This is a genomic window from uncultured Sphingobacterium sp., from assembly GCF_964277905.1.
GTDB classification, from domain to species: Bacteria; Bacteroidota; Bacteroidia; order Sphingobacteriales; family Sphingobacteriaceae; genus Sphingobacterium; species Sphingobacterium siyangense.
The window spans coordinates 186,760-200,963 of sequence record NZ_CAXYKD010000024.1 but is presented as its reverse complement, the minus strand read 5'-3'; the positions used below and the strand labels follow the sequence as shown (position 1 = coordinate 200,963).

The 14,204-nt window shown below is 39.6% G+C and carries 10 protein-coding genes; 4 read left to right on the top strand and 6 right to left on the bottom strand.

Going from position 1 to position 14,204, the window contains the following annotated elements:
• Positions 1–309: 309 nt before the first annotated feature.
• Complete coding sequence (locus ACHWSC_RS10815; protein WP_394676783.1) at positions 310–1,212, top strand: LD-carboxypeptidase; 903 nt, start codon at positions 310–312, stop codon at positions 1,210–1,212.
• A gap of 37 nt (positions 1,213–1,249) precedes the next feature.
• Here the strand turns inward: ACHWSC_RS10815 and ACHWSC_RS10810 are convergent, their stop codons facing one another.
• The gene (locus ACHWSC_RS10810) at positions 1,250–2,080 is read right to left on the bottom strand and encodes a universal stress protein (RefSeq protein ID WP_182983029.1); all 831 of its coding nucleotides are present in this window, start codon (positions 2,078–2,080) and stop codon (positions 1,250–1,252) included.
• Between the two features lie 224 nt (positions 2,081–2,304).
• Here ACHWSC_RS10810 and ACHWSC_RS10805 point away from each other — a divergent pair, with 224 nt between their 5' ends.
• Positions 2,305–2,712 carry a DoxX family protein gene (locus ACHWSC_RS10805; protein WP_394676782.1) on the top strand — a complete coding sequence of 136 codons (408 nt, stop codon included), beginning with the start codon at positions 2,305–2,307 and terminating at the stop codon, positions 2,710–2,712.
• Positions 2,713–2,861: 149 nt separating this feature from the next.
• On the opposite strand, the gene ACHWSC_RS10800 is transcribed toward ACHWSC_RS10805, so the two are convergent.
• From ACHWSC_RS10800 to ACHWSC_RS10790, 3 genes are all read right to left on the bottom strand, one after another.
• Entirely contained in the window at positions 2,862–3,692 is an 831-nt protein-coding gene (locus ACHWSC_RS10800) for a universal stress protein (protein ID WP_120335708.1), read from the bottom strand.
• A 250-nt stretch (positions 3,693–3,942) separates the two neighbouring features.
• Positions 3,943–6,087: a carboxy terminal-processing peptidase gene (locus ACHWSC_RS10795; RefSeq protein ID WP_394676781.1), complete on the bottom strand. Its 2,145-nt coding sequence runs from the start codon at positions 6,085–6,087 to the stop codon at positions 3,943–3,945.
• 183 nt (positions 6,088–6,270) lie between these two features.
• Complete coding sequence (locus ACHWSC_RS10790; protein WP_394676780.1) at positions 6,271–7,374, bottom strand: tetratricopeptide repeat protein; 1,104 nt, start codon at positions 7,372–7,374, stop codon at positions 6,271–6,273.
• Between the two features lie 315 nt (positions 7,375–7,689).
• Here ACHWSC_RS10790 and ACHWSC_RS10785 point away from each other — a divergent pair, with 315 nt between their 5' ends.
• A complete protein-coding gene (locus ACHWSC_RS10785; protein ID WP_394676779.1) occupies positions 7,690–8,970 on the top strand; it encodes a replication-associated recombination protein A in 1,281 nt (426 codons plus the stop codon).
• An 88-nt stretch (positions 8,971–9,058) separates the two neighbouring features.
• Here ACHWSC_RS10785 and ACHWSC_RS10780 read toward each other — a convergent pair whose 3' ends face one another.
• Both ACHWSC_RS10780 and ACHWSC_RS10775 read right to left on the bottom strand, forming a co-directional pair.
• On the bottom strand, positions 9,059–10,885 hold the full coding sequence (locus ACHWSC_RS10780; protein ID WP_394676778.1) for a PepSY-associated TM helix domain-containing protein: 1,827 nt from the start codon (positions 10,883–10,885) through the stop codon (positions 9,059–9,061).
• A gap of 290 nt (positions 10,886–11,175) precedes the next feature.
• Positions 11,176–11,508, bottom strand: coding sequence for a hypothetical protein (locus ACHWSC_RS10775; protein WP_394676777.1), 333 nt, complete (start codon positions 11,506–11,508; stop codon positions 11,176–11,178).
• 279 nt (positions 11,509–11,787) lie between these two features.
• Between ACHWSC_RS10775 and ACHWSC_RS10770 the strand changes: the two genes are divergently transcribed.
• On the top strand, positions 11,788–14,196 hold the full coding sequence (locus ACHWSC_RS10770) for a TonB-dependent receptor plug domain-containing protein (protein WP_394676776.1): 2,409 nt from the start codon (positions 11,788–11,790) through the stop codon (positions 14,194–14,196).
• Positions 14,197–14,204: the final 8 nt, after the last annotated feature.

The following is a 14,204-nucleotide window of genomic DNA, read 5'->3' as shown; positions in this document are numbered from 1 at the left end:
TTAAAGTGTGTACTTGTTTTCTTTGGCAAACTTAGATAAATTGCTGTTTATATGCAATATAAATGCGTGTCATATCGAACAATTTATTCTTGAATTCTTGTTATGGCTCATTTCTACGATTGTTTCAACTTGATTAAAATGCGCTTCCATTTAACAGCTTGTTATCGTAGAAATATTATTCAAAATAGCGGTAGAAAACTTAGATAAATTTACGTTTATTTGTACATATAAGCACAATATATCAAGTAAATTTATAATCGGACTCTACCATGGAGAGCTCCTGATGTTTGATCATTAGCGATAAAAAAAATGTCCAAAATACCTGATTTTCTGAAAGAAGGCGATAAAGTAGCTATCGTTTGTCCTGCGAGTTTTATACGTGGCTCTATTGATGTTGGCATAAAAACATTGGAGAACTGGGGGCTGGAGGTTGTGGTCGGGAAGACTGTTGGGACATCGTTCCATCAGTTTGCCGGAGATGACAATTTACGCGCTGCCGATCTGCAGTGGGCATTGGATGATCCGTCTATTAAAGCGGTTTTTGCCGCGCGCGGAGGTTACGGTTGTGTTCGTATTGTCGATCAAATAGATTTTTCAAGCTTTGAAAAAGATCCCAAATGGTTGGTGGGTTTTAGCGATATTACCGTATTGCATAGTCATATTCAACGGAACTATAAAATTGCAACAATACATGGACAGATGCCAAAGTCTTTTGAAACGGGTACAAAAGCATCGTTGGAAACGTTAAAAAATGCATTGTTTGGTCATAATATGGATTTTGCCTACGAGCAAACGTTATTCCCCAATCGTGCGGGTAAAGGCGAAGGAAAATTGGTCGGTGGAAATTTAGCAATCTTACTATCTGTACTTGCTTCTAATTCGGATGTCAATTACAAGAATAAAGTTTTATTTATTGAGGATGTAGGTGAAGCCTATTACTCCGTAGACAGAATGCTAAGGGCATTGAAGCGCGCGGGGAAATTAAAAAAATTGAATGGTCTAATTGTAGGTGGCTTTTCTGCTATGAAAGACAATGATCCTGCTTTTGGGCAGGGTGTAGAGGAAATTGTGTGGGATATAGTTAAAGAATATGATTTTCCGGTAGCATTTGGCTATCCAGCAGGGCATATTGATGATAATCACGCTCTGGTATTTGGGCGAAAAGTAGCCTTGAATACAACAGTAAATGCTGTTCAGTTAACCTATTTGTAGGGGAAGCTGAACAGAATCTCGTTGTTTTATTTATTGATTATCCCGAATGTACAGGGATGACCATCATGGCAGCCTGACTCTTCCAGGCCATTTTTTGCGCAATGCTCGTATTGAAAATTCGACTTAATAAGCCCTTGTCCCGATGGAAAGTGACCATCATGTCGATATGATTTTCGTTGATGTATTGGTTGATCCCTGAAGCAATGTCTGCATTGAGGATATAACTATAAATGGGATGATAAGGAGCCAGTAAATCCTGCATGGTTGTTATTTCGGCATTTACCGCTTTATTTGCAGGATCTTCTTTAGTCACATGGACGACATAGACCTCACTTTTCCGTAATACTTCGGACGCATTAACCAAAAGACGGTTTAATTTTAGTTTTACCTCTTTGAGATTGGTGGCGATCAACATCTTTTTGGGTACCCGAAATTCTGCTCGTGCGGGGACCACCAGTAATGGTGTGTGACAATTTTCGATCAGCTTGAGGGTATTGCTTCCAAGAAGCAGTTTCTTTAAGCCACTTTTACCTGCAGTTCCGACGATAACAAGGTCAATGTCCTCCTCAGCACAGGTACGGTTTACGCCATAGCTAAGTTCATATTCCTCAAGAACTGATTTCCAGGCAATGCCCTCAGGGAAAAGCAACATCAGTTCCTGTTGCCAGGTATTGAGATCTTTTTGTTTTTCTTCCAAGATTTCTGAATTGCTTATGACAACAGGTTCGGTTCCCACGGTAGGGATTACTTCGTATGTGTGGTATAGGACAACTTTTTCAATGCCCCAAAGTGGAGCTAATTGTGCGGCATATCGAGCAGCAGCATAGGCATTGTCCGAAAAGTCTGTTAACAAGAGTAGGTTTTTCATCCTTTAGTTATTTGTTGATCCATAATCCGCGGCTAAGTTTTTTTACGCTGTCCTAGCCGTTCCAAAGCATTATAATCGGGTCTATAGTCATCAAATTACGCATTAAGTATTATAAATGCAATAGCTTTATTTATTATGGTGAGTACTGTGAGCTGTTCAATTTAAATAATTTCATTAATTTAGGGAGATCGGTAATTCAAGTTTTAATAAATTAAACGTTTTTTATGGCAATTTGGAATTCATTGGGTAAATATAGGGATACGGGACTTTTGGTCTTGCGTGTTGGACTTGGGGTGATGATGATCATGCATGGTCTGCCCAAATTACAGGGCGGTCCTGAGCTTTGGGCAGGTGTAGGAAAATCTATGGGTAATATTGGTATTCATTTTATGCCTACTTTTTGGGGCTTTATGGCAGCTGCAACCGAAACTGTTGGTGGCCTATTTTTACTGTTGGGACTCTTTTTCCGACCAGTGGCATTGTTGCTTGCATTTACGATGGTCATCGCTGGATTAATGCATCTTTCTAAAGGAGATGGTATCTCTGGTGCATCACATGCGATTGAGCTTTGCTTTGTGTTTTTAGGACTGATCCTTGTTGGGCCGGGTAAATATTCGGTTGACAAGAAATAGGAGACTTCCCTGAGGTAGGAGACTTCCCGGAGGAAGAACTATACGACAAAAACGCCGCAATGTATTCTAAATTGCGGCGTTTTTGTCGTATAATTTGTTTCTATTGGACAACGAGTCCATCGCTGTTGATATGTACAAAGCACAGATTTCTACGATCTATCCATGGGAATAACCAGTAAGTTGGCCGCGCCATTCCAGGCTATTTTTTTAGAAATGCTTGTTTTGAATAAGCTCGCTAATAGTCCTTGCTTTTTATGGAATGAAAGTATGAGATCAATATGTTTCTCTTTGGCATATTCTTCAATACCTAGTGCAATATCATCATGGCTGATGTAGTCATAAATCGGATGATATTTGTCTAGGCGTTCATGGAGGTGCTTTAATTCCTGTGCCAAGTCTGCGGCTGAACCTTCTTTTTTAGCAACATTCAAAACATACAATTGTGCATTGAAAGTATCTAACACCTGATCTAAATTGAATAAATCCAGCTTTCTGTCTACCTCCTTCAGATCGGTTGTAGCCAACACATTTTTGGGGACGGCAGGATTTACCTTATGGGAAACGATAAGCATGGGCTTATTGCAGATGTCCATCAGTGTAATGGCATTACTTCCGACCAGGATCTTAGCAAAACCTGTTTGTCCGGTGATACCCAATGCGACAAGGTCAATGTCGTGCGATTTGCACATGTCATTGACTCCCAATGGCAGATCAACATCTTCCATCTGATGCGTTAGTTCCACTTGTGGAGGGAACAATAATCTAATTTGGTCAAACCATGCTGTCAGTTCTTTCTCTTTGGTCTCTTTTACCTCATCATTGACAATGACAATAGGTTCGTTATTGACAATGGTAACACTATTGTAAGTATGGTAGATAATAACCTTTTGAGTTTTCCAGGCTTCTGTACACAGGGCTACTTGTTGTGCTGCTAGAAGAGCATTTTCTGAAAAGTCAGTTAACAGGAGGATACGTTTCATGATGTTCTTTTTTATACGTTTAACTTCTATAACCTGGTTGGTGCATCCTATCCTGCAAAATCTTTAGCGTATGAGGGCTATGGGAATCATTCGGACTTCAAGCAGTACCGGTATATTACTAAAACAATGAATGTAGCGATAAGTTACAAAGAAAACGTGAATTTAATGTTAAACTCTCCCTATTGTGATGAGTGTCATAAAAAAAGGCAACCGCGATTACGGTTGCCTTTTTTTAGAGAGAGAATACGTTCTATTTTTTTGCTTGAAAGTTGATGATATAATCGGTCATCACTTTGGCACTTTCATCTTTCACAAAGTCAAGATCGATTTTAGGTTGGGACTTACCTTCCTCCCAAGCTGGTTTACCCTGCAATTTCAATAAAGCGTTGATGCGGTCTCTATTTTTCTTGAGGTTGTCATCTTTCTCTTTTTTGAATTTGTTGAGTTCCAATGGAATTTTAACATCCTCATCTTTTTGAGCTTCTTCAATATCCTCTTTCAGATACTTATATTCCAATGAGTTTTTAATGCGTGCCTCATGCATTGCTTCTAATTTTTTGTCAACAGCACTTAGATCAGCTACTTTTTTGAAGTTGCTCGATTGGATCTGATCCCAAGGGAGTGCTGATTTTTCTGAGCTCTCGCCAAATTTCTCTGCAGAAAACTGAGAAGGGAATATGATATCTGGTGTAACCCCTTTATGTTGTGTACTACTACCGTTTACACGATAGAATTTACCTAGTGTGATATTGATCTGTCCATATTGAGGAGCACCTTCTGGGGTGTCCGGATCTTTTTCACCTGAGGCTTTTAGCAGTAAGCGGCTGGTTGGGCTGATAACGCGTGACATGTCGATTGCCGATTGTACTGTTCCTTTACCATAACTTTGAGATCCCAAGATAATACCTCTTCCATAATCCTGGATAGCTCCAGCAAAGATTTCAGAAGCCGAAGCCGAGAAGCGGTTGATCATGATGCCCAATGGACCATCCCAGGATACACCGGCGTTTTTATCTTCTTCGACATCGATGTTATTTTTTGTGTCTCTTACTTGTACAACTGGACCTTTATCGATAAATAAACCTGTTAAATCAATTGCTTCCGGTAAGGAACCGCCGCCATTGAATCGCAAATCGATAACCACAGCATCTACTTTTTCTTGTTTCAACGTGTCTAAGATTAACCTAACGTCTCTCGTTGTGCTCTTATAGTTTGGATCGCGTCTTCTGTAAGCTTCAAAATCCATGTAGAACTTCGGAATATTGATGATACCCACTTTGTACGTTTTTCCATCGGCACCTTTGACGTTCATAATCTCTTTTTTCGCAGATTCTTCTTCAACGACGATTTTCTCACGTACTAAAGATACAATGCGCGGATGAGAGTTCATTGGCTGACCAGCAGGTATAATTTTCAGGCGAACAATGGTTCCTTTTGGACCTTTGATTTTTGCTACGGCTGCATCAAGTCTCCAGCCAATAATGTCTTCGAATTCACCATCTTTTCCTTGGGCTACAGCAATGATTTTATCATTGACATGAATGCTCTTGTCTTTGAATATTGGTCCACCAGGGATAATTTCGAAGATGCTTACGGCCTCGTTGTCGACGACAAGTCTTGCTCCGATACCTTCAAATGTATTGGCCATTCCTTCATTGAATGCCTGTGCAAAGGAAGGGTTAAAATAGGACGTATGTGGATCAACAGCATCTGTTAATGCCTGCATGACCACCTGAAAAGCATCGTTGGCATTGGTTTTCTTCGCCTGCGAGATCAAATTAACATAACGTTTTTTTAGTGTTTCCACCTGTTTGGTCTTCGCACTGTCCGTAGATTTTCCACTGGCAGTTTCTAAGTTCAGTAGGTCGTATTTTACGCGTTTACGCCATTGGTCGTTGGCTTCATCTGCAGTTTTAAACCAGCCCAGTTTTTCACGATTAGGTTGGTAATACTCATCCTTGGTATAATCCTGTTTCTTGTCAATTTCTGACAACGCATATTGCATTCTGTCCAGGTATCTCTTTGAATAGACATTAAAAATATGGAATGCCGAAGAAAGATCTCCATTTTTGATATCCTGCGCAAGGTTGTTTCTGTACGCTTGAAATTCATCAATATCCGATTGAAGCAAGTAATTTTTTCCTTGATCCAAACTTTTGATCAGATTATCGTATATGATGCCCGATATCGAATCATTCATTTTGACCTTTTTGTAGCTCGCATTTTCCAATAATCCAGAGACTTCTTTAGCGATAATTTGATGTTGTGTGCTTGGTTTAAGCCCTCCATCATCAGGAAGCGCTACCCGTGGTTTTGAACCACAAGAAACAATGGATACAACAAAAAGTGCAAATATGAGTTTCCTAAACATATTTTCGACGGTTTTAATAATCATTCTTTTTAAAAAATATTCAGCTCCTATTGATGAGCGTGCTAAATTTAGTGAAATTCATAGCACATTATGGCAGAATCTAAAAATTTATTTGATTTATCCTTCAATATTTACAAAAAGCTTAAAATCTCTTTGTAGACTGCTCTTTCAACAGACCACTAAAAGGGGTAGATTGTTTTAAATGTTTCAATTGTACAATTCATTTTTTAACTGCGTATAGGCTTTGTAGGTCTGATCAGCAGATGGATAATCTTTTAGCACAAGATATACTTCACCAAGTTTGTCCAATATAGCCAGCGACAGTTGTTTATTATTTTCATCTGAAGCGAGTTCAGCCGCTTGCACAAATTCTTTGATTGCCACCTTATAATTACCATCTTTTTGCTTGGATGAGGCCAGCAAGTATTCGATTTCAGCGAGCTCGCTACTTAGTTTTTTTGCATTGGCCAAGTCGCGGGCTTGTAGCAGAAACCACTGAGCCTCGGTAAATTTGTTTTGCTTAAAATAAATTTCAGCAAGCATTTCCCATGCGAAAATCTTCCCCTCATAGGCTTTGGCCTTATTGAGCAAAGGGATCGCACTGCGGATAATATTGTTTTCGGCAGCTTTATAATTTCCCTGACCGGCTCGTGCCATAGCAATTAAAAGCCAGGCGCTGGCTTGGTCTGCATAGCTTTTGCTCTTCATTGCATAGGTATGATAATTTTGTGCGCTCTCTTCAGCACGTACAAAGTCTCCACTGTACAGCTGGAAATTGCTGATGTTCATATTAATTGTAGCAATATCATCCCTGTTATCGGTACGATTTGCCAAGGAAAGTGCCTGATATAGAAATTTTGAGGCATTGCTGCTATCGTTATTTTTAATTGAAAATAACGCTGCTTCATTGGCGAGCGCGTAGCCAGCAATCCAGTTTTCAGCTTTTGTTTGCGTCTCTATAGCACTATCCCAGCTATTTGCTGCAGTAGGCATGGGGTTCATCAAATATTGAAAATGGCCCAAGTTATTGGTGCTCCGCAGTTGCAACAGCAATCGCTGGAGCAGGAGCTGCCTGGCAATTTCTTTGCTGAAAGACTTCTTGTCTGCATAATTTTCTGCTAGTATTTCATTGGCCGTTTTTGGAGGTGGTAAAAAGTAGACCTCTGGACCGATACCTTTAAAGGAAGCATCGTATTGTTTTATTGCGCCAGTATAATCTTTGGCGGCATCCTGTGCGATTACCTGACATGGTATATTCATGAATGCAGTCAAAGCGGTCAATATAGAAATCCAGTATTTTGTCATTCTCATAAAATATTACGTTATTATTAACGTCTACATAAATTTAGCTAAAGGACATATTTGAGCAATCTACTACTTAATTCGATAAACCTGTACGGTCGGTTATGCTCTGCCAAAAGCAATTTACATATATAATAGAGCAAATATGACGAAAAATTGTGTGAAAAAATGTTAAAGTAATATCGAACGGCGAATGATGCCCTTTAAAATTATGCTTGTGAAAGCTTGATGCTTATTACTTTGCAGAACTCTTCGTCGAAGAGTTTGGACGAATAAAGCTAAAATATTTAGCCTTAGTGCTGTTTTAATTTTTAACTTTGTGTTATGGCGACACGAATTCCATTAGCAGAACGACTTAGGCCGCGGCAATTGAGTGATTATGTGGGACAACAACATATTGTGGGCCCAGATGCGGTACTCTACCATGCGATCCAGCAAAAAAATATTCCATCCATGATTTTGTGGGGACCTCCCGGGGTCGGAAAAACAAGTTTGGCCTTGCTGATCGCAAGAGAGCTCGACCGGCCATTCTTTTCATTAAGTGCGATTCAAGCAGGGGTGAAAGATATTCGTGAAGTCATCGAAAAAGCCGAACGGCTGATGAACTTCAACCAAGATCAACCCATTTTATTTATTGATGAGATTCACCGTTTTTCCAAGTCGCAGCAAGATTCACTTTTAGGGGCTGTTGAACGCGGGCTTGTGACACTGATTGGTGCCACAACAGAAAACCCATCGTTCGAGGTCATCTCCGCATTGCTCTCGCGTTGCCAAGTGTATGTATTGGAACATCTTTCGGAAGAAGATCTGATTGGATTGATTCAAAAAGCATTACATGAAGATGAATATTTACAGAAACAAGCGATTGTTGTAGAAGAATATGAGGCCTTGTTGCGGTTGTCCGGTGGCGATGCACGTAAATTGTTGAATGTTCTCGAATTGGTTGTGAATGCTGCAGTATTGCACAAAGAGCCAATTACAAATGCTTTTGTATTGAAGCAGGTACAGCAAAATATGGCCATTTATGATAAAGCGGGTGAGCAGCATTACGATATTATTTCGGCCTTTATTAAATCAATTCGCGGGTCTGATCCGAATGCAGCAGTATATTGGCTTGCACGGATGATCGAAGGCGGGGAAGATCCATCCTTTATTGCACGGAGGTTGTTGATTTTAGCTTCTGAAGATATTGGCAATGCCAATCCGAATGCCTTGTTGTTGGCAAACAATTGCTTTCAGGCTGTCAATGTTATCGGGTGGCCCGAATCACGTATCATTCTTTCGCAAACGGTTATCTATTTGGCGACTTCTGTTAAAAGCAACGCTTCCTATGAAGCAATAAATAAGGCACAGGCCTTGGTGAAACAAACTGGAGATCTGTCGGTACCGCTGCATATCCGTAATGCGCCGACCAAATTGATGAAAGACTTAAACTATGGTGCCGAATATAAGTATGCCCATGCCTATCCGGGAAACTTTGTCGTTCAGGAATTTCTTCCCAAAGAGGTGAGTGGTGTCAAATTATATGAACCCGGCCAAAATCCACAGGAAGAAAAAATAAGGCAGAACTTACGAGATAAATGGAAAGAGAAGTACCGATATTAAAGGGAGGAGGTCACATAAAGAGGAGCTCGCAAAAAATAGCAAAAGGCGAGCGTTAAAGCTCGCCCAGTGCAGATATGAACAACGAATTTTAGATCTCTGTAGCAGGTTTGTTTTTTAGGGCAAACGCTCTCTTAGGTGGCAATTGACTACCTGTACCAGTTGTACTGTCGCCATCGCTGCTATTGCCAGACTTCGTATGGCTTTTGGTCGTTGCTCCAGTAACTTTTTTGCCATTCGCATTTTCCTTTTTTGCCGTTTGTAACATCTTTTTAAAGATGAGTAGTCCGATTATCCCCAGGGATAGCCATAGTAGATCTACCAGTAAAATGTCATTTGAGCCTGAGCGATAAGTTTCCCATATCCAGTTCCCCGTTTTTATCCCATTCACAATAGGTACTGCTAAAGACAATACCGAGCCAAGTAAGAGTGTTTCTAAGTTTGTTTTCCCTATGTTACGTCGTATAATGTAAAAAACACCTAATGCCAGCCAACTATAGAAATAAACATGGAATATAAAAGGTTGGTCCACTTTCGTCGCTAGCTTAACAGCGATAAAAGTTCCTGCGGTGACCGGAAACATCGTGAGGCAGCTGGCCATAAATACATTGGCAGCCCAAAAGTTAAAGATACGTTTGCGCTTTGGGATATTATTTTTATCCCGTGCGACTAGCCAGATCAGTATGCCGGAGATGATGACAAAACAGCCCATTATACCCAGCACAAAATAAATGATTTTGACAGGATATCCGCCAAAATCCGCAAGATGCAAACGGTAGATGAAACCCTTCATGTAATCTAGATAGGAGCCATTTTCTGCGGCAGATTTTTCAAAAAGAATTTTGTCGTCTGCGACACGATAGATCAGTTTGCCCGAGCCAGCAAAGTTTTTATCGATATCTGCATCATATAGCGCTACGACATGCATGCTTTTATCACCATAATTTTTGATGAATATGCGGTTCATATGACTGTTTGGCCATTTGCTCTCCAGCTTATCCAGGAAGTCACCCATTTTAAAGCTTGTCGTAAGTGGTTCATACAAATACGTGTACTTCGTATTGTCGCTATAGCCAAGTGCTTCATATACTTGATCCTCCTTTCCATCGTAAAGGTACTTGCTAAATGGAATAATAAGCACCGAGTTCACAATCAGTACGATTCCTGTCAGTGCATACATAAATTGGTACGGGAATCCGATCACGCCGAGGGCCGTGTGCATATCGGTCCATACCGTTTTCCATTTGTTTCCGGGTCTAAATACAAAGAAGTTGGATTTGATCTTGTCCCAATGGAGCATGAGACCAGATATCAGTGCAAAAAGGAAGATAAAAGAAACGAGGCCAGCCAAGCTATAACCAAAGGGACGTCCGATATTGATTCCGATCTGGTTGAGTGGGGCAAGGAAATGGAGGCGATAGAGAAACTCCCCCATCGTGTAGCCGTCACCATAATCTGACGGTTTTTTTGTGGCAAGGTCATAGGTGAAATACATCGAGTCCTCCGCACCACGGCGCCCACGCCCTCTTTTTTTCTTTTTTCCTTCCTCTACGTTCGCTTTTCTATTCTTTTTTTCCTCCAGTTCTTTTTTTGCCGCCAACTCTTTGGCCTTATTAGCAATTATCGTATCCTGCGAGGTTCCTATATTGACATAACTTGCATGGCCGTTATGTTGCATATAAAAGGTAATATCCCTACCCTTAAGTTCTTTGATCTGGCCAACTGAGTCCAGAAGATGATCAAAAACCATATTTCGGTACGTGCCACCTTTGTCCGACTCGTTTTTTTGCCAGGCATTGATTTCATTTTTAAAAAATGAAAAGGATCCGGCGAAGAAAATTACATATAAAATGGCACAGATGATTATCCCTGAGATCGTATGGGTATTAAAATAGATGTTATAACGTCTTAGATTCATGGTAGAGAGGATTATAGGTATATAAAGATGCTATAGAATAATGCGATCAGAAGCAAATATATGCCCCATATCAGCCATCCGCTTTTTGAAAGAAATGCGAATAGCAATAATATTCCCCAAGCAATATAGCCTGTGACATAGGCCGTAATCAATATGTCTGTTTTATCAAACAATTTGGTTAAGCAAAGATGGAGGTATAGCATGACAAAATAGCCGCCAAAGAATCCTGCGGTTAATTTTAGAAATCTTTGAAATGGGCTGCTTAAGTATTTTTTATTGGCTGGCATGGTTTAGAAGATCAGGGTTTCAAAAATAAGAGCAAGTAGAAAAACAATTGTCAACTGTTTCCACTGAAAGTAGCGGTAAGGCCATAAGAGTACAATCAAGCTGAAAAATCCCATGGTATAGGCGCCGAATGCTAATGTTCCCGAAAGAAGCCCTTGTAGGTACATCGTCAATATCCAAGATAGGCCGAGAAGTACAATACCTAATATTTTCGAACGGGTCTTATCTTTCGCAAAAGTTAGTATCAGTTTATGACTTTTTTCTATGTTGACTTTTTCCGAAGAACAGTACCAAAAAAGGCTGCCGGTAAAAATAGTCAGAAGCAAAAATGTATACATCGTTTACTGTTTTTTAGCGGTTAAAAATTGTTGTATTTATTTAGATTGATTTTAAACAGTGCAAATATATTAATTATATTTGTTTCTACAACCTCATGCGTAAGTTTACTTTATTCCTCGGTTAGGGACCTAATATGTTTGTATCCCATTCATTTATAGTGTGTTTTAATCTAAGTGATTTTTGGGTATAATTGAAATTATTATTTGTAATTAATCTAAATAAATTTATATTTGTCCCAGTTTAAAGAATAGCATGCTTTTATTTATTACCCAACTCATATGTTTAAGTCTACCTACATCGTTTTTTTATTTTTATTTATTCTTACGACCACAGCACACGCACAGACCACTATTACAGGATATGTTAAAGATCTGTTTGGGAAAGGAATTGAAAGTGCTACGGTCAGTATTACGGGCACTGAAAACAGAACCTCCACAGATGTGGACGGGTTTTACAAATTGCGTGTGGACTCCAAGCCACCCTATAAGTTAGCAGTAACTTCTGTCGGTTACATTACGCAAAGCGCACCTTTAAAAGGCAATGAAATTTATAAAGACTTTCAGCTAAAAAAGGATGAACATGTTCTTGAGTTGGTCAATGTGAAAGGGCAGACAGAAAATCAACGTCGTGTTGGCGAAATAAAAAGGTCTGGATTCAATGTCAGTGTGATTGATATGAACCGATACGCTAATCAAACGGCTACTGTCAATCAGATTCTTCGTACAGCTCCTGGGGTAACCATTCGTGAAGATGGGGGACTGGGGTCCAATTTTGTCTTTCGTATCAATGGTTTGGCGGCGAAAATCTACATCGATGGAGTGCCGATGGATGATTTTGGTCCTGCGATGTCGTTGAATAATATTCCTGTAAACTTGGTAGATCGAATTGAAATTTATAAGGGTGTAGTTCCTGCATTTCTGGGTTCGGACGCTCTTGGGGGCGCTGTCAATATTATTACAAAGCAACGGAATAGACACTTTCTGGATTTAAGTTATAGTTATGGATCCTTCAATACACATCAAGCATCCCTGGTGGGGATGTATACAAATCCTAAAAACAAGCTATCTGTACGTACAAATGCATTTTATAACTACTCAGACAATAGCTACAAAATGTATACCGAGGAGAAATACGGTGTGATATTGGAAAAAGTGGTCAACAACAAGTTCGTATCTATTGACGAAGCAAAACGATTCAACGACCGCTATTATTCAGCAATGGGTCAGGTAGAGGTGGGGCTTCGGGATAAGAGCTGGGCGGACCAATTTTTCATTGGCCTAACTTATGCCACAAATAACAAACAAAATCAACTTGGTGCGACAATAAACACAGTATATGGGGGTAACTGGAGAGAATCTGCCTACATTATGCCTACCATTAGCTATAAAAAGCAGAATTTTCTTGTTGAACGACTGTATGCAGATATTTATGCAAATTATGGTTATGACGTGTCCCATGTCAGAGATACGGCAAAATACAACTATGAATGGACCGGTAAACCGATAACAAATTCAATAGGGCAAGCTGTACGAAATGAGGTTCATACAAAATATAATACAGGTAGTATACTTGCTAGGGCTAATTTTAACTATGATTTTGACGAAAGCCGTAACAACAGTTTGAACCTAAACTATAACGTTAGTACCAATGACCGCCAGACATATGATAAAGTATTAAATAATAATACCTCGGGGCTACCGAATAATCTGGTTAAACATATCGTTGGTTTAGCCTGGCAAAATCAGTGGTTAGAGAAACGTCTTGTAAACAATATTGCCATCAAATATTACGGGTTGGATACTTATCAAGAAATTGATCAACGTGTATTTGGGGATTATAATGAGGTTGTGAGCGGTTCTATTATCGGCCAATCAAGATATCTTGGATTTACAGGCTATAGCTTTGCTTCACGTTACCGTATTTTTAAGGATGGAGGGGTTAAGTTGTCGGCAGAGCGTGCCTACAATATGCCATCCATGGATGCAATATACGGTGATGGACAAAATTACCTTTCGAACTGGGATATCAAACCTGAACGTAGCGACAACGTAAATACAGGGTTTTATTATAATACGTTTTTAAACGACAACCATTATCTGAATTTTGATATTTCTGGATTCTATCGTTTGGCAAAAGATTACCTTAATATCCGTGTTGTAGCCGATAATGAACGTGATAAATTTCAATATTATAACATTCCTGGGGTCAAATTATATGGTGGGAGTTTTGAGTTTCGCTACGGCTATAAAGATGTTATTACTGCTGCTTTAAATGGTAGTTATGATAAGGCTATTGACAATCAGAAGTTCACTGACGATACAAACCAGCAAGTTAGCTTAACTTATGGTTATCAGATTCCAAACCGGCCTTGGGTGTATGGTAACTTCGATGTTGGTTTTGCGCAAAATAATTGGTTCAGCAAAGGTAGCCGTACACAGATCAACTGGACGACGCAGTATACCAAATGGTTTTATTTAAGCGATAGTCATTTAGGCTCTTTGGCATCCAAAAGCTACATTCCGACACAACTTGTCCATTCCTTGCTTTTAAGCTACTCTTGGAATCACAATCGCTATAATATTTCAGGCGAGGCGAGAAATATCTTTGATGAACGCGCCTACGATAATTTTCGTCTCCAAAAACCTGGACGTGCATTTTATATAAAATTTAGAGTTTCCTTACTATAATTAATCAA

Bases quoted from the DNA above. Each gene is read 5' to 3' on its own strand.
- ACHWSC_RS10805 (WP_394676782.1), top strand. From the start codon at position 2,305: ATGGCAATTTGGAATTCATTGGGTAAATATAGGGATACGGGACTTTTG.
- ACHWSC_RS10770 (WP_394676776.1), top strand. From the start codon at position 11,788: ATGTTTAAGTCTACCTACATCGTTTTTTTATTTTTATTTATTCTTACG.
- ACHWSC_RS10800 (WP_120335708.1), bottom strand. From the start codon at position 3,692: ATGAAACGTATCCTCCTGTTAACTGACTTTTCAGAAAATGCTCTTCTA.
- ACHWSC_RS10790 (WP_394676780.1), bottom strand. From the start codon at position 7,374: ATGAGAATGACAAAATACTGGATTTCTATATTGACCGCTTTGACTGCA.
- ACHWSC_RS10775 (WP_394676777.1), bottom strand. From the start codon at position 11,508: ATGTATACATTTTTGCTTCTGACTATTTTTACCGGCAGCCTTTTTTGG.
- ACHWSC_RS10780 (WP_394676778.1), bottom strand. From the start codon at position 10,885: ATGAATCTAAGACGTTATAACATCTATTTTAATACCCATACGATCTCA.
- ACHWSC_RS10815 (WP_394676783.1), top strand. From the start codon at position 310: ATGTCCAAAATACCTGATTTTCTGAAAGAAGGCGATAAAGTAGCTATC.
- ACHWSC_RS10810 (WP_182983029.1), bottom strand. From the start codon at position 2,080: ATGAAAAACCTACTCTTGTTAACAGACTTTTCGGACAATGCCTATGCT.
- ACHWSC_RS10795 (WP_394676781.1), bottom strand. From the start codon at position 6,087: ATGATTATTAAAACCGTCGAAAATATGTTTAGGAAACTCATATTTGCA.
- ACHWSC_RS10785 (WP_394676779.1), top strand. From the start codon at position 7,690: ATGGCGACACGAATTCCATTAGCAGAACGACTTAGGCCGCGGCAATTG.